The sequence below is a fragment of the Neobacillus niacini genome (genome assembly GCF_023715415.1).
GTDB classification, from domain to species: domain Bacteria; phylum Bacillota; class Bacilli; order Bacillales; family Cytobacillaceae; genus Neobacillus; species Neobacillus niacini_C.
The window spans coordinates 203,731-225,049 of record NZ_JAMBOB010000009.1 but is presented as its reverse complement, the minus strand read 5'-3'; the positions used below and the strand labels follow the sequence as shown (position 1 = coordinate 225,049).

General features: G+C 39.2%; 19 protein-coding genes. 15 read left to right on the top strand and 4 right to left on the bottom strand.

The window, feature by feature from the left end; translation table 11 throughout:
• The first annotated feature begins 137 nt into the window (after positions 1–137).
• From M3189_RS21255 to M3189_RS21245, 3 genes are all read left to right on the top strand, one after another.
• The gene (locus M3189_RS21255; RefSeq protein WP_251637615.1) at positions 138–1,100 is read left to right on the top strand and encodes a D-2-hydroxyacid dehydrogenase; all 963 of its coding nucleotides are present in this window, start codon (positions 138–140) and stop codon (positions 1,098–1,100) included.
• 15 nt (positions 1,101–1,115) lie between these two features.
• A complete protein-coding gene (locus tag M3189_RS21250; RefSeq protein WP_251637613.1) occupies positions 1,116–2,054 on the top strand; it encodes a glycerophosphodiester phosphodiesterase in 939 nt (312 codons plus the stop codon).
• Between the two features lie 71 nt (positions 2,055–2,125).
• A complete protein-coding gene (locus M3189_RS21245) occupies positions 2,126–2,533 on the top strand; it encodes a DUF1761 domain-containing protein (RefSeq protein ID WP_251637611.1) in 408 nt (135 codons plus the stop codon).
• 34 nt (positions 2,534–2,567) lie between these two features.
• Here M3189_RS21245 and M3189_RS21240 read toward each other — a convergent pair whose 3' ends face one another.
• Positions 2,568–5,321 (bottom strand): GTPase domain-containing protein, encoded by a 2,754-nt coding sequence (locus M3189_RS21240; RefSeq protein WP_251637609.1) that lies wholly within the window; start codon positions 5,319–5,321, stop codon positions 2,568–2,570.
• Between the two features lie 239 nt (positions 5,322–5,560).
• Here M3189_RS21240 and M3189_RS21235 point away from each other — a divergent pair, with 239 nt between their 5' ends.
• Entirely contained in the window at positions 5,561–6,070 is a 510-nt protein-coding gene (locus tag M3189_RS21235) for a hypothetical protein (RefSeq protein ID WP_251637601.1), read from the top strand.
• A gap of 38 nt (positions 6,071–6,108) precedes the next feature.
• Here M3189_RS21235 and M3189_RS21230 read toward each other — a convergent pair whose 3' ends face one another.
• From M3189_RS21230 to M3189_RS21220, 3 genes are all read right to left on the bottom strand, one after another.
• The gene (locus tag M3189_RS21230) at positions 6,109–6,831 is read right to left on the bottom strand and encodes an amino acid ABC transporter ATP-binding protein (protein ID WP_251637599.1); all 723 of its coding nucleotides are present in this window, start codon (positions 6,829–6,831) and stop codon (positions 6,109–6,111) included.
• Positions 6,828–7,484 (bottom strand): amino acid ABC transporter permease, encoded by a 657-nt coding sequence (locus tag M3189_RS21225; protein WP_251637597.1) that lies wholly within the window; start codon positions 7,482–7,484, stop codon positions 6,828–6,830. Before M3189_RS21225 ends, M3189_RS21230 begins: the two co-directional genes overlap by 4 nt.
• Positions 7,485–7,593: 109 nt before the next feature.
• Positions 7,594–8,412, bottom strand: coding sequence for a basic amino acid ABC transporter substrate-binding protein (locus M3189_RS21220; RefSeq protein ID WP_251637595.1), 819 nt, complete (start codon positions 8,410–8,412; stop codon positions 7,594–7,596).
• Between the two features lie 296 nt (positions 8,413–8,708).
• Here M3189_RS21220 and M3189_RS21215 point away from each other — a divergent pair, with 296 nt between their 5' ends.
• From M3189_RS21215 to M3189_RS21165, 11 genes are all read left to right on the top strand, one after another.
• On the top strand, positions 8,709–9,017 hold the full coding sequence (locus M3189_RS21215; RefSeq protein WP_251637593.1) for a hypothetical protein: 309 nt from the start codon (positions 8,709–8,711) through the stop codon (positions 9,015–9,017).
• Positions 9,018–9,454: 437 nt separating this feature from the next.
• Positions 9,455–9,790, top strand: coding sequence for a MerR family transcriptional regulator (locus tag M3189_RS21210; RefSeq protein ID WP_251637591.1), 336 nt, complete (start codon positions 9,455–9,457; stop codon positions 9,788–9,790).
• 143 nt (positions 9,791–9,933) lie between these two features.
• The gene (locus M3189_RS21205; RefSeq protein WP_251637589.1) at positions 9,934–11,214 is read left to right on the top strand and encodes an ammonium transporter; all 1,281 of its coding nucleotides are present in this window, start codon (positions 9,934–9,936) and stop codon (positions 11,212–11,214) included.
• An 84-nt stretch (positions 11,215–11,298) separates the two neighbouring features.
• A complete protein-coding gene (locus M3189_RS21200; RefSeq protein WP_251637586.1) occupies positions 11,299–12,267 on the top strand; it encodes a DUF294 nucleotidyltransferase-like domain-containing protein in 969 nt (322 codons plus the stop codon).
• Positions 12,267–13,001, top strand: a complete 735-nt coding sequence (locus tag M3189_RS21195) for an exonuclease domain-containing protein (RefSeq protein ID WP_251637584.1) — start codon at positions 12,267–12,269, stop codon at positions 12,999–13,001. The genes M3189_RS21200 and M3189_RS21195 overlap by 1 nt, the downstream gene beginning before the upstream one ends.
• A gap of 420 nt (positions 13,002–13,421) precedes the next feature.
• Positions 13,422–14,330 carry a branched-chain-amino-acid transaminase gene (gene ilvE / locus M3189_RS21190; protein WP_251637582.1) on the top strand — a complete coding sequence of 303 codons (909 nt, stop codon included), beginning with the start codon at positions 13,422–13,424 and terminating at the stop codon, positions 14,328–14,330.
• Positions 14,331–14,341: 11 nt separating this feature from the next.
• A complete protein-coding gene (gene ilvD / locus M3189_RS21185; protein WP_251637579.1) occupies positions 14,342–16,012 on the top strand; it encodes a dihydroxy-acid dehydratase in 1,671 nt (556 codons plus the stop codon).
• Between the two features lie 465 nt (positions 16,013–16,477).
• On the top strand, positions 16,478–18,205 hold the full coding sequence (ilvB, locus tag M3189_RS21180; RefSeq protein WP_251637571.1) for an acetolactate synthase large subunit: 1,728 nt from the start codon (positions 16,478–16,480) through the stop codon (positions 18,203–18,205).
• Complete coding sequence (gene ilvN, locus M3189_RS21175; RefSeq protein ID WP_133370386.1) at positions 18,202–18,723, top strand: acetolactate synthase small subunit; 522 nt, start codon at positions 18,202–18,204, stop codon at positions 18,721–18,723. The genes ilvB and ilvN overlap by 4 nt, the downstream gene beginning before the upstream one ends.
• A gap of 23 nt (positions 18,724–18,746) precedes the next feature.
• A complete protein-coding gene (gene ilvC / locus M3189_RS21170; protein ID WP_251637569.1) occupies positions 18,747–19,778 on the top strand; it encodes a ketol-acid reductoisomerase in 1,032 nt (343 codons plus the stop codon).
• Positions 19,765–21,312: a 2-isopropylmalate synthase gene (locus M3189_RS21165; protein ID WP_251637566.1), complete on the top strand. Its 1,548-nt coding sequence runs from the start codon at positions 19,765–19,767 to the stop codon at positions 21,310–21,312. Before ilvC ends, M3189_RS21165 begins: the two co-directional genes overlap by 14 nt.
• Positions 21,313–21,319: the final 7 nt, after the last annotated feature.

Sequence of the window (21,319 nt, the reverse complement as noted above, 5' to 3'; positions counted from 1 at the left end):
AAATAATAGCATAGACACCTTTTAAGATAAATAAGAATCATTTATGTTTCAGCGCTTCAGTTGCATAATCGTTATCATTTTTCAGTAAATTCAGGTATCATGAATAGTAGTAATCCAAATTAAAATGGAGGAAATATATGCAGAAAAGAAAAATCGTCATTACTCATACATTAGAACAAAACCTTATTGAACAAATAGAAGAAATTATCCCTGCTTGGTCAATCATTGTAGGAAAAGACAAGGAGATGTGGCAGAAGCATATACAGGACGCTGAAATTATTGCAGGCTGGAAAAAAGAGATAGAGAATGATAGCCTCGCCCCTCATTCAAAGCTAAAATGGCTTCAAACCTGGAGTGCTGGTGTAGATAGTTTGCCGCTTGAGTCACTAGCAACAAGAAATATCATTGTAACGAGTGCTAACGGCGTGCATGCTTATCCAATTTCCGAAACCATCTTTGCATTAATGCTTAGCTTAACGAGAAAGATTCATACATATGTTAGAAACCAACAAGAGAGAAAATGGCATAATTCTAATATGAAGCTGGAAATGCACGGAAAAACTGTTGGAATTATAGGGGTCGGAACCATCGGCAAAGAAGCAGCTAAAATTGCCAAGGCATTTGGAATGAAGGTTCTTGGGGTTCGACATTCTGGAAAGCAACAGGAATTTGTTGATGAGATGTACACCACCCATCAATTAAATGAAGTCCTTCCCAATTGTGATTATGTGGTAGTCACCCTGCCCCTAACCAAAGAAACCAACCGCTTATTCGGCGCCAAACAATTTGACCTCATGAAATCTTCAGCTTTCTTTATTAATATTGGGCGTGGTGAAATCGTGGTAGAAGATGATTTGATTTCCGCTTTACAAAGGGGACATATTGCCGGTGCTGGTTTAGATGTGTTTGAACAAGAACCATTAGCGGTTGATAGTCCTTTATGGGAAATGGAGAATGTGATTATTACCCCACACACCTCAGGTTCAACAGAGCATTATAATCAACGGGTTATTGAAAATATACTTATTCCAAACCTAAAAAACTATATTTCAGGTAACCGGCCTTCTGTTAATTTAGTAGATTATTCAAAAGGCTATTAGTAGAGGAGCAGTTGTATGCAAGAGATCACGGTAAAAAAGACTAGGAAAAGGCACACTTTATTTCTATCCTTAAAACTAGTAGTATCTGCGATTGTCATTTTCCTATTAGTTATTAATTTATTTCCAGTCAAACAAATCAAACAGAAAAGCTTTTTCAAGCATAATCGCCCATTGGTCATTGCACACCAGGGCGGTGAACTGTTAGCACCTTCAAATACCATGGCAGCCTTTAAGAATGCAGCCAATATGGGGGTGGATGTCCTCGAAACGGATATCCATATTACAAAGGATGGACACTTAGTTACGATTCACGATGCAAGTGTTAACCGGACAACCAATGGTCAAGGAAAGGTTGAAGATTTTACTTTAGCAGAAATTCAAGAGCTAGATGCAGGCTATCATTTTAAAAGTCTAGAAGGTAGCCATAATTATCGTGGCAAGGGTGTCTATATTCCGACGGTTGAGGAAATGTTTCAAACATTCACTGACATGAAGATTGAAATAGAAATTAAAGATGATAATCCTCCAGAAAGAATCGAGGAGATTGCTTCTAAGTTGTGGAAGCTAATTGAAGAATACCAAATGGAAGAAAAGATTTTAATCGGTTCCTTTGACCAAGATATTCTTAAAACTTTTGATAAGTATGCAAAAGGCCGTGTAGCCCTTTCAGCAGGAAGGCAAGAGGTAAAGAATTTTGTAGTTGCTCATAAATTTCTTTTACGTAATCTTTATGTACCAAAAGTGGATGCTTTTCAAATCCCTGTGGAAGACAGCGGTTTCGATTTAACAGATCAGAAATTAATCGATGGGGCACATCGACTCGGAATGGAAATCCATTATTGGACCATTGATGATCCAGATACAATGGAAAAACTTATTAACGCTGGTGCTGATGGTATATTGACCAATCGCCCCGATTTATTACTTAAACTAATGGTAGAAAAGGGACTGTAAGGGTTTTTGTTTTAGTGGAACTATCATGATATAATTCACCGAATACACAGAAAATATTAAGGGGAAATGAAATGGATTTCACGAATGTAAGTATAGTAGCTATCATTTTAGCAGTTGTTGCAAATATGGTCATTGGGGCACTCTGGTATTCCCCTGTCCTTTTTTCTAATATTTGGGTTAAGGCATTATGCAAAAAAATGGAGGATATCGATTCTAAGGGAGCTTACGTAGGTTATGGATTAACCACACTCGGGGGTATTTTCACTGCCGTTGTTCTCTCGTTATTTATTCAGTTATTAGATACGGTAACCATATTAGATGGAGCTTTATTCGGATTCCTGATTGGTCTAATCGCTGCGTTTAGAGAATTATCCCCTACCTTTTTTGAGAGTCGCAGCTACACATTATTCTTGATTAGTGCAGGCTATCATATAGTCGCCTTGACGGTTATGGGAATTATTATTGCTGCGTTTGTTTAATGCTAAAGGGTGCCGAATACGGCACCCTTTCTTTTTAATATATCGTTTGTACACCCTTGCCTGCTATTGTGGTCCATTCAAATTGACGCAGTCTAACTTCAAATAGTGTCAACGGATCACGGAACATTTCTGGGTTTGTATTCATTTTTTTTAGTATATCCTGATTCGTGGTTATTTGAGTTAGTGATTCCTCGATTGCTTCGTTAAGGACCTTCATTGGCTGTCTGAAAAACATTGTAATGTCTCGTTCTAATGATTTTTCAAATAGTTCAAATTGTTGGAAGAAGCGTTCAATCACAACCTGAGTTGGTTCAGAATAGCTATCATTTTTCACAAAGTCTTTGTATTTTTTATACAGCATGGTTTTATTTTGAGAAAATGCCCCAAACAGCTTCCCTGCGCTTTTCAATAAAAATTGTGAAGCGGTGTTGCGTAGTAAAATATTGACCTTTTCTAATTGGAAACGGCTCGTCATTCTATCGGTATCCCGACGCCAATCATCAAGCACCTTAAAGTCACATTCTGTGTTAATTCGCTCTTCCCCATACAAGCTATTCAAGCCTTCAGCCATTTCATTTAAGAAATCCTGTCCTTGCTCAAATTCCTCTTTGGAACTGATAATCCATTCTTGAAGGGATGTAAAATATTTTGGCATTACTTCTTGCTCCAAGTAATCTTGTATTCTAGTATTCATCACATCATTAAGCTCCAAATGAATCGTACTAATATCACTGTCTTCCTTGATTAATTCAGAACATTCTTGCAGTATTCTCGGTACATCGGCAGTAATTTTATTTTGAATGGATTCCTTAATCGCACGGTAAGACCTTGTGATTGCTTTTGTTTTTTGTGACTCGGCATCTTTTAATTGGTTAAGAGCACCATTTAACTTCATGACTACTTCTTCGTTCCAGCGAACCGACTCAATTAACTGATTCTCCACATCAATTCTCTTTTGCAGCAACCTGGAAATGGTGGTTCGAATGAAAAATAAAAGCTTTGCTAAGCGTTTATCTGCTATGTTTCTTTTATCCTTTAACGATTGAATAAAGCTCTTCAGTTCGACTAATTGCTGTCCACTTTCATATTGAGAAGAAAATGGTAATACTTGTGCTTCAGGTAAATAAGACTGAATCCTCGACCTAGTTTCGTCAAAAATTCTTATTGCTTCCTGCTCATTAGCAATCGTATCCATTTTATTCAAGAGAAAATGGATGGGAATATCGGGAGCAAGTTCATGAATTTGTGATAGAATCCCCTTCTCCTTATCTGTAAACGAAGCATTTGCATCTAAAACAAATAATACACTATCTGCCATTTGTAAATATTGCAGCACTTCATAGCGATCTTGGTGGCTGCCTTTTAGACCTGGTGTTTCAATTAGCGTTAGTTTCTGCTCATACAACAATGGAAAAGGCTGTTGAAATTCGATAATGGATTCCATTGCATTTCGGCGCCGATCCATTCGCTCTTGAAATTGCACGAAGTCTGCGAGGAGTACTGTCTCCTGATCGGTTATTTCATATATGTTTAAGTCCTCAAAGTCTTTAAACATAACAAGCGACGAAGTGGGGCTATCCTGTATCTCTTCCCCTAGAATGGTATTTATAAAGGCAGACTTCCCACTGCCACTTAATCCCGTAATCATCAAGTGATGGGTATCAAAATCATTCAACTGCTGGACCATCCATTTTAAGCGGTTGTTCTCACCCATATCTTGACTATTCGCCCAACGAATAATGGACTCAAAGAGATTTATACATTCTTCTAATTCGTCGATATGACTTTCTGTTTCGCCAATAAGATTTTCAGCCACACTGACAATTGACATACTAATACTTGTTGGAAATAGCTCATTCCATGATAATACCGCAGCTGATGCTATGACTGTATGTGTAGGAACGGATAATCGCAGCCAATTTGTTAATAGGTCTGGTACTAGGTCTTCTAGTGTTTTTATCGTCTGGCTGCCATTGATTAATGAAAAATACGTTTCATGATGGAGAGCAGATAACATCTGGAAATGGTTGTTATGACTAATATCAAGATTCAACAGAAGATGATTTAACTCTTTTAGCCATGTAAAATAGGACTCTTCACTTTTATAACTGTTCCATAGTGATGAAGTAAGCTCTTCAAACATCTGAGAATCCAAGGCATACAATTCAAATAGTCCCTGTGAGAAATAATTTGGATTTAAGCTTTTGGTAACGCCCTTATTTACATATGAATTCACTGTATCAAACCAATCAAGCGAACCCGTTCGTCTTGCTTCATTCAACGCTAGTTCAATACCATGATTCCAATCCTGCTGTTCCTCAAAGTAGGCACGGGCTACCGACGTCACATTCGGATAATCAGGGTTTGCATCGATTGTTCTTTTAATAATCTCGACTGCTGCCTCAGACTTTCCACGTTCAATATAAAGAGAAAACAACTGCAGGGCCACTTCTGTTTTTAATGTAGGATTATTTGTTTCTATGGAAAGATAAAGGTCCTCAGCATTTGAGAGCAGACCTGTTTCATAGTAGGCATCGGCAATATTTTTCCTCGCCCAAAGCTCAAGCTCCCCCACAATATTTTCCCATTTAAAAATAGCTGCCTCAAAATCACGATTGTGAAAATATATCTCTCCTTGCGCAAAGCGTATCGATGTTAAATCGGGCATATCCTTCTGAAGCTCTTCTTGATACACATCACCTAACACACGTATGGGCTGCAGGTTTTCATGTTCATTTATATACATTTGATAATATGACTTTTTGATTAACTGACTTTCCAACGTCATTTCCGTCCCTCCAATTACCACCACTTCTATGCATTCATATGGGAAAGAGGCAGAATTATTCCTCTATATGATTCGAACGATGTACTCACTTTTAGTCCCAATTATATCGATTCTATCAAACGATTTTATAATTAAGGTTTCAGTTATGTTTCAATTTGAATACATTGCACAAAAAGCGGCTTCTACTTTTGTCCCTTTTCACTGTATAATGAATCCAATCTACAAAAAGGAGCATTACTTTGGAAAAGGACGAAGCCATTTATTTAGCAGATTTGATTAAAAAATCAAAACCTGCTTCGTATGAAGTAAAAAAAATAGAAACAGTTAATGGAACGTTACCAATGTTTCATCAATGGACAAATGGGAAGCAAACCTTAGCAGGTTTTGATGTTACTCGGGTCGATAGCGACTCCAGCTATTATTTTCTATTCATCGATTGGCACCGCAATGACAACTATTATTTAGTGATTTATTTACATAACAAGTCCACCACCGCTGCGGAACTGCGAGTAATTGAACAAGTAGATGGAAGCCCTCATATCATATGGAAGTACAATCCTTTAAAGCGTGATGGGAAAAACAGCCAAAGAAAAGCTTATTTCAAGCAAATGTTCGGCTCAACAACCTTACAAATAAAAATTCCTGCCTCTCCTTTTGAAGTGGAGGAATTTTTCAACCAACTATTTAGACTCTGTCAAAACCGGATAAAAGCAGACAAGATTGTCGACGTTTTTGATTTTGAAGGATAATTATAGCAAAAACAGGGTGGCATCCAGCCTCCCTGTTTCTATAAAACCTTACTCAAAAAGGCTTTGGTTCGTTCTTCTTTTGGATAATCAAATAATTCATTTGGAACATTTTCTTCAACAATGAGTCCACCGTCCATAAAAATGACACGGTCCCCAACTTCCTTTGCAAAACCCATTTCATGTGTAACAACCACCATGGTCATGCCTTCTTTGGCAAGCTGCTTCATAACCTCTAAAACCTCGCCAACCATTTCTGGATCAAGTGCTGAGGTTGGTTCGTCGAACAGCATGATTTTCGGTTCCATCGCAAGCGCTCTTGCAATCGCGACACGCTGCTTTTGACCGCCTGATAAAGAATCGGGATACGCTTCTGCCTTATCCTCTAATCCTACTTTTCTTAAAAGCTCTAACCCTTTTTTTCTAGCTTCCTCTGCTGAAGTATTTCTGACCTTCATTGGGGCAAGCATGATATTTTCGATAACCTTTTTATGCGGAAAAAGATTAAACTGCTGAAACACCATCCCCACTTCTGTCCGTACTTTATTGATATCTGACTTCTTGTCGGTTATATCTATTCCTTCGATATAGACATGTCCATCTGTTATAGATTCTAATAGATTTATACAGCGCAGAAAAGTGGATTTACCAGACCCTGATGGGCCAATCACAACCACAACCTCTTGCGGCTTAACGGTTACATTAATATCCTTAAGAACTACATTGGTGCCAAAGGATTTTTTCAAATTTTTCACTTCGATCATTCTGTGGCTAGTCTCCTTTCAAGTCGGCTTAATACGTAGCTTAAAGAAAGTGTTAGTAAAAGGTAAATAAGCGCTGCTGTAATATATGGCTCCCATACACGGAAGTATTGACCTTGCATGGCTCGTCCCCAATACATGAGTTCAGGGGCCGCGACTAACGAAGCGAGAGAAGATTCTTTGATTAAAACAATAAATTCATTTCCTAGCGGTGGAATCATCCTCTTAAATGCTTGTGGAAGGATAACATAACGCATAGCTTGTACATGTGTCATTCCTAGAGAACGGGCTGCTTCCATCTGCCCTTTATCGATTGATTGAATTCCTGCACGGAAGATTTCTGCTATGTATGCGGCTGAGTTTAAGGATAGAGTTAGAATAGCAGCAGCAATACCATTTGTTCCCCCTGTAAACAGCGGTACTACCGCAAAATGAATTAACATAATTTGTACAAGCATGGGTGTACCACGGAATAAAGTGATATACACACCAAAAGGGAATGATAAAAATTTATTTTTCATCATCTTTCCTAACCCGATAAACAAACCAAGGATTGTCCCTATTAAAATACCCGCTAACGAAAGTCCGATTGTCAGCAGCGTCCCCTTAAGAAAAAAGGGTGCGTATTCAACTAAAATACTCCACTGAATATCCATTCATAATCCCCCTATAAATCCGTTGACCTTCTGATAAATGATGTAAGGCTAGGTATGAAACCAAAAATTGCGTAACTTCTAGTTTAAAAGAGTTACGCAATTTTCATTCTTATTGTTGGTCTTTTAGTAGTTGTACATCTGGATCTACCTTGAACCATTCCTTATAAATTTCTGCATAAGTTCCATTATCAAACACTTCGTTTAGCGCTTTATCGAAATCTGCTTTTATCTTACTTCCCTTCGAAAACATTAATCCGTAGAACTCTTGGGCAAATGCTCCCTTATCTTCAATGATGATAAATTTATCATTAGGATTATTTTTTGCATATTCTTCAATTACTGTATTATCCGCAACAACCGCATCTGCTCCACCAGCCTTTAGCTCAAGGATAGCTAAGTTATTGTTTTCAAACTTTTTAATTTGACTGCTGTTTTTTCCAAGAAGACCTTCAACCGCTTCCTGGCCAGTGGTTGCGTTTTGAACAGCAACCGTTTTATCCTTCAAATCTTCAGCACTTTTGATATCACTGCCTTCTGGAACCATAATCTTATTGGTAGATAAGAAGTAGGGTACAGAGAAATCATAGGTTTTCTTTCTATCATCATTAATGGTAATGGACGAAATGCCAATATCGGCTATTTTCTTCTCTAATTCTACGAAAATTGGATCCCACCCGGTATGAGCAATATCAAGTTCGTATCCTGCTTCTTTCGCAACCGCTTTAATTAAGTCAATATCAAAACCTACAATTTCACCCTTATCCTGATATTCAAATGGTGCATACGCTGCATCTGTGACAACGCGGAGTTTTTTCTTTTCCTTACCAGAATCATCCCCATTACCACTTGTTTCACTCGATCCGCAAGCAGTAAGAATTAACATAAAAGCCATGACCAGGAACGTTGTTATTAATTTAACCTTCTTCATTTTCTCAACCCCCTAATATTATTTTTAAAAAACTAATCTTTAAAACATTTTAAATTTTTAGAATATAAGTGATTATAACTTTTTTTGCTTACTTATTCAATATTTTATTAATAAAACTTTACTAATTTACTATATTCGTACGCTAAAAAAGCAATATAAAAATAGTAATTAATGGATAATGGTTTATTTTGGATTGATATTTTTTTATGTTTCCATTTTAACTAGGCAAATGCCCACACTCTCCACATATACCTACATAATCTATAGGGTATTAAATCAAAAAGGAGAGTTGCCCAATGTATCCTTATGGCTATTATCAAGGTCCACAACCACAGTATGAGTACAATCCATACGAACAGTTTGATGTGTATACGCAACCACAACAAGAACAATATGACCCGTATGATCCGGACAGACAACCGCAGCAACTTGAGCGAAGAGTTAGTCAGCTCGAAAGACAAAATGAGCGTCAGGAAAGGCAAATCAATCAGCTTCAACGTGACGTAACCCAACTTCAACGTCGCGTTCAACGTATTAACCAAAGACTACGTCAAGTCGAAAGACGCTTTAACTTCCCATTCACCCCATTTGATGGAGAATATTAATAACTAAATATATGAACCTGGCTGTTTATGCCAGGTTCTTTTTTACTTTGTTAGATTTGCTCTAATCAATGAAAAATTCTTGTCAGTGTTTCTGACACATTCACTGACAAAGCCTAAAAAATTCGTTACCTTTTACAATATACTCACATTGAAGGAGTGAAAAGTCGGTATGACAAATCAATTGCGTAAAGGAGTAGAAACACTTAAACTATTCTACATTAATGGATTAATTGAATCTGATCATTATAATGCTTCTAACCATAATCTACATTCCCTCACTTTTAACGAAATACAAAGTATTTTCCAAAAGACATTCCCCCAAAAAATTAACAAAAGCATCTTGAGGAAACCTGTACCAAAATCCAATCAGTGTAAGGAAATTTAACATACATTATTGTATAGAACTTAATCACAGAAGAGCGTGGTGAAACTAAAAAATGACAAATGATTTTTCTTATAAAGATAAAAAAGTAATTACAATTGGAATCGTTAGAGACCTAACAGGTCTTTCGGAGAGACAAATTCGCTATTACGAGGAAAGAAGATTAATTTTTCCAGAGAGATCCCCTGGCGGAAGTAGAAAATACTCCTTTGCAGATATTGAATTATTAGTGGAAATTGCGAACAAGATTGAAGACGGAGTCCAAACGCATGAAATTAGAAAAGAAATGCTTCAAGCTCAGAAGAAGCAAAATCAGAATGAGGTTAGAAGAAAAATGATTCAAGGACAATTGAATGCCCAGTTCGGCTTACGAAAAGGTCCATCTTCTTAATAAAGAAGATGGCTTTTTTCTTCTTCTTCCAAAAACCATGTCAGGAAACCTTACACAATTGTAGAATCTACATTAAATCCGTGTAAAAATACAAATACACCGAATGTTAAGAAAATTAACATGAATTTAAAGGGGGAGAAATGATGGAAACTATATTCTTAATGAACAGTCTTTGGGTAATGGTTGGAGCCGTTCTTGTTATTCTCATGATGGGAGGATTCATCCTGCTGGAGACTGGATCAACACGAATGAAAAATGCCGGACATATTGCAGGGAAAACGATACTTACCTTTGGTATCTCATCCATCATATTTTGGGCAGTAGGGTATGGCTTAATCTTCGGAGAAGGAAATCCACTCATTGGATTATCAGACTTCTTCTATTCGGGATATGACGTTGAAGGCTTAGCACTTTCGGGTTCAGTATTCTTTTTATTCCAATTAGCCTTTGCAGGTATTTCGTTAACCATTGCGTTTGGAGGCTTTGCTGAACGAGCTAAATTAGGAGCCTACCTCGTGTTTGCTGTACTTTTTTCGGTCATTGTTTATCCTCCTATTGCCCACTGGATTTGGGGAGGCGGCTGGTTAGCAGAACATGGCAAGCAAGATTTCGCAGGCTCAACGGTTGTTCACTTAACAGGGGCAATGGCAGCATTTGCAGCTACATTGATCCTAAAACCTCGAATTGGGAAATACAATAAAGATGGTTCAGCAAACAATCTCGCAGGTCATAACCAAGTATTTACGGCTCTTAGTGTTTTAATCTTATGGGTCGGATGGTTCGGATTTAATGCAGGCAGTACGGTTTCTGTTGATGGAGCATTCTTCGGTTTCGTAGCAATGAATACGAACTTAGCGGCGGGTGCCGGAGTTATTGCTGCAATGATTATCTCTTGGATTGTCATGGGCAAAGCAGATGTTCCAATGATGTTAAATGGTGCCTTAGCTGGGTTAGTTGCCATTACAGCTTCCTGTGCTTTTGTTGATACATGGGCTGCAGTCCTAATTGGCTTTATATCAGGAATTCTTGTATTTTACAGCATTCGCTTCTTTGAAAAGAAAGGGATTGATGATCCAATCGCTGCATTGTCTGTACACGGTACAGCAGGTATTTGGGGAACATTGTCAACTGGATTCTTTGCTACACCGGAATTAGCGACAATTGGAGAGCCAGGATTATTTTACGGAGGCGGTTTACACCAGCTTGGTGTTCAGGCATTAGGGGTTGTAAGCAGTGGTGCTTTTGCATTCATCGTTTCCTTTATCCTGTTAACAATCATGAAAGCTGTTATGAATGGCTTACGTGTAACAGAGGAAGAGGAAATTATCGGTCTCGACATGAGCGAGCATGGAAGCTATGGTTACCCTGAAATGGTCAAAGCAGAAAAAACGGCAATAAGTTCAGAGCCAAAGTTGAAGTTTTAATAGCTTTATTTCTATAGTCAGTCCCCATCCCCTTACATACGTCAAGGGGATGGAATTGTATTTTATTGGAGGTGAACTGAATGTATGAACAACTACTTAGAGATTAGAAGATTCCGTGATGACCAGATTATTTGGGTTTCTCGCAATCATTTTCAATTAAATCAGTTACATGATGAAATCATCACCTCAGTAATCACACTTTCTATTCAACAAATAGCAGAAAGATACGGTCCTATCCCCTGCCCTTTTACCTTTTTCATGATGGGCAGTGCAGGACGGTTTGAGCAATCATTATGGAGCGATCAGGATCACGGCATTATTTATCAGAAGCAAGGTACAGAAATAAATGAATACTTTTTGGCATTAGGAAAGGAAATCTCAAAGGGCTTGCAGATAGCAGGCTATGTCTATTGTGAAGGCGGAGTAATGGCCAGCAATCCTTTATGGTGTAAATCAATTTCACAATGGAGACAGCAATTAGACAATTGGCTGCTTGACTCAAGCTGGGAATTGATTCGCCAATTATTGATTTTCATTGACGGGCGATCGCTTTATGGTGACGCAAGCTTTCTAGAAAGTTTAAAAATGGAAGTATATCATACTATCCACAAAGAAAACCTCTTAAAAAAATTGCTCAGTAATACCCTTCACCTCAAAAAAGGAATTGGCATTTTAGGACAAATACTCGTAGAAACACACGGGCATCATTCAGGGTCGCTAAATATTAAGGAAAAAGCCCTTTTTCCTTATGTTAATGCGATACGTTTATTGGCTATAAAAGAGAATATATTTGAAACCTCTACTCTTTCAAGACTTGAAAAGCTGCCAGAATTTGAACTTTCTACTATTAAGAGAAAACTGTACACGCAACAGTTTTTAAAGTTACTAAACATTCGTCTATCACTAGCAAAACCTGACAATTACGAAAATAGCCATTATATTTCTATTGTTTCCCTTTCAAAAAAGCAAAAGGAAGAAGTAAAAGAAATACTAAAAAATGGGGCTGCCCTTTATCGTTATGTAAGAAATTTAGTAGAGAAGGAGGATATCTAATGGGAATGAGTGATATGATCCACTTTTTCAGACAAATGTCCGGCAGACTTGGTTCCAACGTTTATGCTGGTGTTCAAGGGCATGCTAACATGCAAAATATCTCCTTTATTCGAAAGCTCCAAAAAGAAATGAAAGAAAATAACTGCCTGGACACACCTCTTCCCGAACTAAAGATTGTGGTGTTTGATATTGAAACAACTGGTTTCTATCCTGAAAAAGGTGATAGAGTCATATCCATTGGCGCAATCAAGATGACAGGGAAGCGAATTATTGAAACAGAAACTTTCTATTCTCTAGTTCATTCTCCACATAAGCTCTCAGATGAAATCTCAGACCTGACCAACATTCGTGATGAAGAATTACAGTCAGCTCCACCCGCTTCTGAAGTGTTAATGGAATTTTTCAAATTTGTACAAAATAACGCTCTTGTAGCTCACCATGCTAAGCATGAACAATCCTTTATGCAAAAAATGACTTGGGATTTACTAAAGACTAGATTTGAGCACCGAATCATTGACACCTCCTTCTTACTGCGTCTTTCGAATCCTACGATAAAATCATTGCCACTTGAAGATGTGTGCAAGGAATGCGAAATAGAAATCATCAACCGGCATCATGCACTGGAGGATGCCAAACTGACAGCACTTATTTGGGGACATTATTTGGGGATTGCTCAAGAAAAGGGTTATCAAAATCTACGTGAAATATACGAATACCTTGCGAAGATAAAATAGAGCAAATGCAAAAAACAAGTATAGTGAAAAACTAATGTTCCATTTTTTTTATAGACTTGCTCACTAATCCAAGCTGTTTTATCAGTTGGCAATAGTAGAATCCTCGCATGATATCACTCCTTCTTACTCTTCTTTTTTAACCTCGAAAAATATTTTTTTACTATTTTTATTTCCCTCCAACCTTAATCTGACAATAATGAAAACGCTATCAGCTTTTTCGATTTGTTTGAATTGTCAGATTTTTGTGTTGACCAAGATTTAGATTGGGTGTAAGATTACTGAAAATATAATTTGTATTAAATATTCTAAGTAATTAAATTACCTCTAGTTATTCCTGAAAACAGGAAATTAGGCATGGGTATTCTTTTACAAACGATTTTAATTATCTAAAGCGTTGTATGACTAAAAGGAGTGGTTAGGTTGGGAAGTCAATGGATATTCCTTGACGGTGAATTCGTCAAGAAAGAGGATGCTGTAGTTTCAGTTTTTGACCATGGATTTTTATATGGAGATGGAGTATTTGAAGGCATTCGTGTTTATAGCGGAAACGTCTTTAGACTCGATGCCCACCTAAAAAGACTGTTCGAATCAGCACAATCCATTATGCTGAGAATTCCTTTTACACAGGAAGAAATGACACAATTAATTGTGGATACGATTAGAAAGAATGAATTGGACAGCGCCTATATCCGTGTTGTCGTTTCAAGAGGTAAAGGAAATCTTGGACTGGACCCTTCCTCCTGCTCGAAGCCAAGCGTGATTATTATCGCAGAGGAATTAAAAATGTTTCCTCAGGAATATTACGAACGAGGTATCAAAATTGTCTCTGTAGCTAGCAGAAGAAATCGTCCGGATGTCCTTAGTCCTCAAGTTAAATCACTTAATTATTTAAATAATATTCTTGTTAAATTAGAAGCTAGTCAAGCTGGTGTAGAAGAAGCTTTAATGCTCAATGATCAAGGTTATGTGACAGAAGGCTCTGCTGACAATATCTTTATCGTAAAAAATGGAGCAATCTATACCCCTCCTGTTTACTTAGGAGCGTTAGAAGGAATTACCCGAAACGCTATCATTGATGTGGCAAGAGCAAAAGGTTACGAGGTTAAAGAATCTCCATTCACCCGACATGATGTCTATGTTGCTGACGAGGTGTTCTTAACCGGAACAGCTGTAGAAGTTATTGCTGTTATTAATGTGGATGGCCGCGAAATTAGTGGCGGTAAACCAGGAATTGTAACAAACGACCTATTAGAAGAATTCAGAAAAATCGTAACAACGGACGGAGTGGCTTGTTATCCTGAATCTACAAACCACGCTATTGTCAGTTAGGAGATAAAACAATGCGAAGCGATATGATTAAAAAGGGGATTGATCGTGCTCCCCACCGCAGCCTTTTATACGCTACTGGGGTAACAGTGAAGGACCTAGAAAAGCCGTTTATCGGTGTCTGTAACTCATTTATTGAAATTATCCCTGGACACAAACACCTTAATCATTTCGGTGAAATTGTGAAAGAAGCGATTAGAGAAGCTGGCGGAATACCTTTTGAATTTAACACCATTGGCGTTGATGACGGAATTGCAATGGGTCATGTCGGGATGCGCTACTCCCTTCCCAGCCGTGAAATTATTGCTGATAGTGCAGAAACAGTAATTAATGCTCATTGGTTCGATGGTGTATTTTACATTCCGAACTGCGACAAAATCACACCTGGAATGTTAATGGCAGCAGTTAGAACCAACGTCCCTTCTGTTTTTGTTTCAGGGGGTCCAATGGAAGCCGGTGTTTCCTCAACGACTGGAAAGAACCTTTCTCTTACTTCTGTATTTGAAGGAGTTGGAGCTTACCATAGTGGAAAAATGACTCAGCAGGAGCTGCTTGATATCGAAACTGCAGCATGTCCTACTTGCGGATCTTGTTCAGGAATGTTTACGGCTAACTCGATGAACTGTTTGATGGAAGTGTTAGGCATGACGGTTCCGGGTAACGGAACAATTGTAGCCACTTCTAATGAACGGCATGAGTTAATTCGACAAGCAGCAAAACACTTAGTTGAATTAGTGAAAAACGATATTAAACCACGAGATATCATTACCAGAGAAGCAATTGACAATGCATTTGCCCTAGATATGGCAATGGGGGGATCGACGAACACTGTTCTACATACCCTAGCCATCGCTCATGAAGCTGGTATTGACTATGATTTACGAGAAATTAATAAGATTGCTGAAAGAGTTCCCTATTTAGCAAAAATTATGCCTGCATCCGATTACTCTATGGATGATGTTCACCGCGCAGGCGGCGTTAGTGCCATTCTTAATGAGCTATGTAAAGTTGAAGGTGCACTGCATCAAGATTGCTTAAGTATCACAGGTAAGACTCTTGCTGAAAATGTGAAAGAAGCAACAATAACAAATGAAGCTGTCATCCGAACCAAAGATAATCCGTATAGCCCTGTTGGTGGACTATCCATCCTATATGGAAACATTGCTCCTGATGGCGGAGTAATCAAAGTTGGTGCTGTGGATCCTTCCATTAAAACCTTCCTTGGTGAAGCAATTGTTTTTGAGTCCCAAGAGGAAGCTCAAGAAAAAATTAATAATGGCACAGTTAAGGCTGGTCACGTTGTCGTCATTCGTTACGAAGGACCAAAAGGCGGACCAGGAATGCCAGAAATGCTTGCTCCAACCTCAGCCATTGCTGGCCGTGGACTAGATAAAGAAGTTGCTCTTATTACAGACGGGCGTTTCTCAGGCGCCAGCAGAGGAATTTCGATTGGGCATATTTCACCAGAAGCTGCTGAAGGCGGTCCTATCGCACTCGTTGAAAATGGTGACAAGATTCTCATTGATTTACAAGAAAGAACAATTGAATTAATCGTTGATGACGAGGTTCTGGCAGAAAGACGCCGTGTTTGGCAAAAACCAGAGCCAAAAATCAAAACTGGCTACCTAGCCAAATACGCAAAGTTAGTTACATCCGCCAATACTGGCGGGGTTATGAAAATATAAAGCTATTAGTTAAAGATACTGCCGCTTTAACCTACTCAGGGTTTAGGCTCCCTTTTAAAGCCGGGGTTAAAGACTTATCAGTAGATTTGAAAAGTTTATAGAAAAATCGATGACGGGAATAAAGGAATAAGAAAATGTATTTTCAGAGAGCTGGGGTTGCTGGAAGCCCAGTAATACACCTTATTCCGACATCATCCCTGAGTGTTGAGCTGAACAGACCTATCTTAGTAGGCTCAATCAGGTGCTATCTTTAAGCACCTGTTACCAAAAGAAGCGGGTAAGTGATTCCTTTTAGCCGCTTCAAGAGGCAGTGTCCGTGAGGATGCTGTAAAAACCGGGTGGTACCGAGAAATGGAAGGCCTTTTCTCCCCGATATATTCTGCTTTTGTTTTCAACTGCAGTTTATTCGGAGGCGAAAATGGCCTTTTACTATTTAGGTAGATTTCTATAAGGAGGGATTACGAGGTGAAAGTAGAAGCAAAGCCGGACGTCCAAACCAGTACGGCACCGAAAACGGGTGCAGACCTGCTCATTGACTTATTAATTAATGAAGGTGTTGAAACGCTTTTCGGGTATCCGGGTGGTGCCGTTCTTCCAATATATGATGCAATTTATCGTGCAAGAGGCAGCATTAAGCACGTCCTCTTCCGTCACGAGCAAGGCAGCATTCATGCAGCTGAAGGTTATGCCCGGATAACTGGGAAACCTGGGGTTGTCATCGCAACTTCTGGTCCTGGGGCAACAAACCTGGTTACTGGGATTACAGACGCAATGATGGATTCTTTACCCCTAGTGATTTTCACTGGTCAGGTGGCAAGAGGTGTCATTGGAACGGATGCATTCCAAGAAGCAGACGTAATGGCTATCACAACACCTATCACCAAACATAATTATCAGGTGCAAAACATTTCTGACTTGCCAAGAATTGTAAAGGAAGCCTTTCATATCGCTTCAACAGGCAGACCTGGTCCGGTTTTAATTGATATTCCAAAGGATATTTCAGCAGGAGAATTATCACAGATACCTGAAGAAGTAACTATTCATCTTCCGGGTTATCAACCAACAACGAAGCCAAATCCACTGCAAATTAAAAAACTTGCGGATGCGATATCAAAGGCTATGAAGCCCGTCATTCTTGCTGGTGCTGGTATTCTTCATGGTAAAGCTTCTAAAGAGTTGACCGCTTTTGCTGAAAAACACAAGATTCCAGTAGTAACCACTCTTCTAGGTCTTGGAACGATACCAGCAACCAATCCTCTCTCTCTTGGGATGGGCGGCATGCATGGAACCTACAGTGCTAACATGGCAATGTACGAAGCAGATTTACTAATTAATATTGGTGCCCGCTTTGATGACCGGCTTACGGGGAATTTAAAACACTTTGCCCCAAATGCTAAGGTTGCACATATTGATGTTGATCCTGCTGAAATTGGCAAAAATGTTCCAACACAAATACCAATTGTGTCTGATTCCAAGGAAGCATTGGTTGAATTAATGAATCAGACGGCAGAATCACCTGATACTGTTGGTTGGTTAGAAACATTAAATAAGTATAAAGCAGAATTCCCATTATGGTATAAACACAATCCTAACGGGATGTCTCCTCAATGGCTGATTGAAGCGATTCATAAAGTAACCAATGGAGATGCTGTTGTTACAACAGACGTTGGCCAGCACCAAATGTGGGCTGCTCAATATTACAATTTTGAAAAACCACATCGCTGGGTTACTTCTGGCGGACTCGGGACTATGGGCTTTGGCTTCCCTGCTGCTATTGGAGCACAAATGGCTTCTCCAGGAAGCACAGTAGTAGCCATTGTTGGTGACGCTGGATTCCAAATGACACTACAAGAGTTATCCGTAATCTATGAACAGAACCTTCCAGTCAAGATCATCATTGTCAATAACGGTGCTCTAGGTATGGTTCGACAATGGCAGGAATTATTACATGGCAACCGAATTTCTGAATCTATTCTTAATACACAGCCAGATTTTGTGAAGCTTGCTGAGGCCTATCATATCAGAGGATTAAAGATTGAAAGCCAAGAAGAATTGATCACAAAGCTTCCTGAAGTGTTTGCTTATGACGGTCCTGTTTTAATGGATTGCCGAGTATTACAGCAAGAAAAGGTCTTCCCGATGATCGCTCCAGGAAAAGGAATACATGAAATGATTGGGGTGAAACCATCATGAAACGGATTATCTCTTTAACGGTTCAGGACCGAAGTGGTGTCTTAAACCGAGTCACTGGTTTATTACAGAGAAGACAATTTAATATTTCAAGTATTTCCGTCGGTCCAACAGAAACCGAAGGCATTTCAAAAATGACCTTGGTGGTTGAAGTCGAAGATGAGCAGCGCCTTGAACAAGTTACCAAACAACTAAACAAGCAGATTGATGTATTAAAGGTTTCAGATATTACGGATAAAGCAATTGTTGCACGTGAACTGGCTCTAATAAAAGTAGCCGGCAGCTCACAGCTTCGAAGTGAAATCAACGGGATTATTGACCCGTTCCGTGCCTTAGTAATTGATGTAAGTAAAGATAGCTTAACCATTCAGATTACAGGACGCCCAGACAAAATTGATGCGTTGATTGACTTACTTCGCCCATATGGAATTAAAGAAATTGCTAGAACAGGATTGACCGCCTTCTTACGCGGGCATCAGCCACAAGTTAACGAGTTAACTACCTACTCTCAAATAAAATAAACATTTTCGAAGGGATGATTATAATGGCAAAAGTATTATATAACGGAGATATTCAAGAGGCAGTTTTACAAGGAAAGAAAATCGCAGTAATTGGATATGGCTCACAAGGTCATGCACATGCATTAAATCTAAAGGAAAGCGGTTTTGACGTTGTTGTTGGTTTACGAGGAGGAAAGTCTTGGGATAAAGCAGTTGAAGACGGTGTTGAAGTAACTTCAGTAGCAGATGCAACAGCTCAAGCTGATGTTGTAATGGTTTTACTTCCAGATGAAATGCAGCCTAAAGTTTACGAAGAAAGCATTAAACCAAACCTTGAAGCTGGTAATGCACTAGTATTCGCACATGGATTCAATGTTCATTTCACTCAAATTGTTCCTCCTGCTGATGTAGACGTATTCCTAGTTGCTCCTAAAGGTCCAGGACATTTAGTTCGACGCACATACACAGAAGGCGCAGGTGTACCAGCACTATACGCTGTTTACCAAGACTACACAGGCCAAGCACGTGAATTGGCTCTTGCATACGCAAAAGGAATCGGTTCTGCTCGTGCAGGTGTACTAGAAACTTCTTTCCAAGAAGAAACAGAAACAGATTTATTCGGAGAACAAGCCGTTCTTTGCGGCGGTACTACTGCCCTAATCAAAGCTGGTTTCGAAACTCTTGTAGAAGCTGGTTATCAGCCTGAAGTTGCTTACTTTGAATGTTTACACGAATTAAAATTAATCGTTGACCTTCTATATGAAGGAGGATTAGAAAACATGCGTTATTCTATCTCTGATACAGCACAATGGGGTGATTTCGTTTCCGGACCACGTGTTGTTAATGAAGATACTAAAGCCCGCATGAAAGATGTCTTAACAGATATCCAAAATGGTGCCTTCGCAAAAGGATGGATTCTTGAAAATCAAGCAAACCGCCCACAATTCAATGCGATTAACCGCAGCGAAAACAAACACCAAATTGAGGTTGTCGGCCGTGAGCTTCGTGAATTAATGCCATTTATTAAAAAACCTGTAAACCAAAAGAAAGAAGTGGTGGTAAATGGTTCACGTTAACATCTTTGATACGACACTGCGTGATGGAGAACAATCCCCTGGTGTAAATTTAAACCAGCTTGAAAAACTTGAAATCGCTAGACAACTAGAAAGGTTTGGCGTAGATATTATGGAGGCCGGATTCCCGGCTTCCTCCCAAGGGGATTTCGAGGCAGTAAGAGCAATTGCCCGGAGTATTAAAAACAGTTCCGTCACAGGCCTGGCAAGAGCAACCAAATCGGACATTGACATTGCGTGGGACGCATTAAAGGATGCAGCGGAACCAAGGTTGCACGTTTTCCTGGCTACCTCCCCTATTCATATGAAATATAAATTGTTCAAAACACCCGAGGAAGTCATTCAAACCTCTGTTGATATGGTGGCATATGCCAAACAAAGATTCCCTCATATCGAATGGTCTGCTGAAGATGCTTCTCGTTCGGATCTTGATTTTCTAGTCAAGATCATTACAAAGGTCATTGACGCAGGAGCGACAGTCATTAACCTTCCTGACACAGTAGGTTATGCTACTCCAGCTGAATATGGTTACATGTTCCGATATATACGTGAGAATGTTCCAAATATCCACAAGGCAGCTTTATCGTGCCACTGCCACGATGACTTAGGAATGGCGGTTGCCAATTCACTTGCGGCAATCGAAAACGGTGTTACCCAGGTGGAAGGAACCATTAATGGAATTGGTGAACGTGCGGGGAATGCCTCACTTGAGGAAATCGCAGTCGCCCTAAATATTAGAAAAGATAAATACCCTTTTACAACCAATCTAGTTTTAAAAGAAATCAAACGTACGAGCGATCTTGTCAGCCGCTTTACAGGGATGATAATTCCTGGAAATAAAGCAATTGTTGGAAAAAACGCCTTTGCACATGAGTCTGGAATTCATCAGGATGGTGTATTAAAAAACACCTTAACTTATGAAATTATCACTCCAGAAATGGTTGGAATTCAATCGAATGATTTAGTCCTTGGTAAACATTCTGGACGTCATGCCTTTAAAGATAAAATTGAAAATATGGGCTTTACCTTATCAACTGAAAAGCTTCAAGAAGCCTTTACAGCTTTTAAGCAGCTCACCGACCGTAAAAAAGAAGTGACCGATGAAGATTTATTTACAATCCTAACGGATATTCAAACAGACTTTGTTGATGTAAAAAAATATGAACTTGTTGCTTTCCAAGTACATTATGGTTCAGCCAACCTTCCTACAGCCACTGTTGCACTTAACACACCAGAGGGCGTTCGAGTAGAAACGGCTCGTACAGGTTCAGGCAGCGTTGAAGCACTAATGAACACATTGGAAGCTTTAATAAAAGAAGAAATTCATTTAACCGACTTTAAACTAAACTCCGTTGGTCAAGGGCGTGACGCATTGGCTGAGGTGCACGTGAAAATGACCGTTGACGGTGTAAAGGTAAGTGGCCGCGGTTCTGCCCAGGACGTATTAGAAGCCTCTGCCAAATCGTTCTTGAATGCTGTAAATCGAGTATTTTACGCTCCTAATGCTTTAGTTCAAGCGGCATCGGCTCAAGCATAAAAGGCTT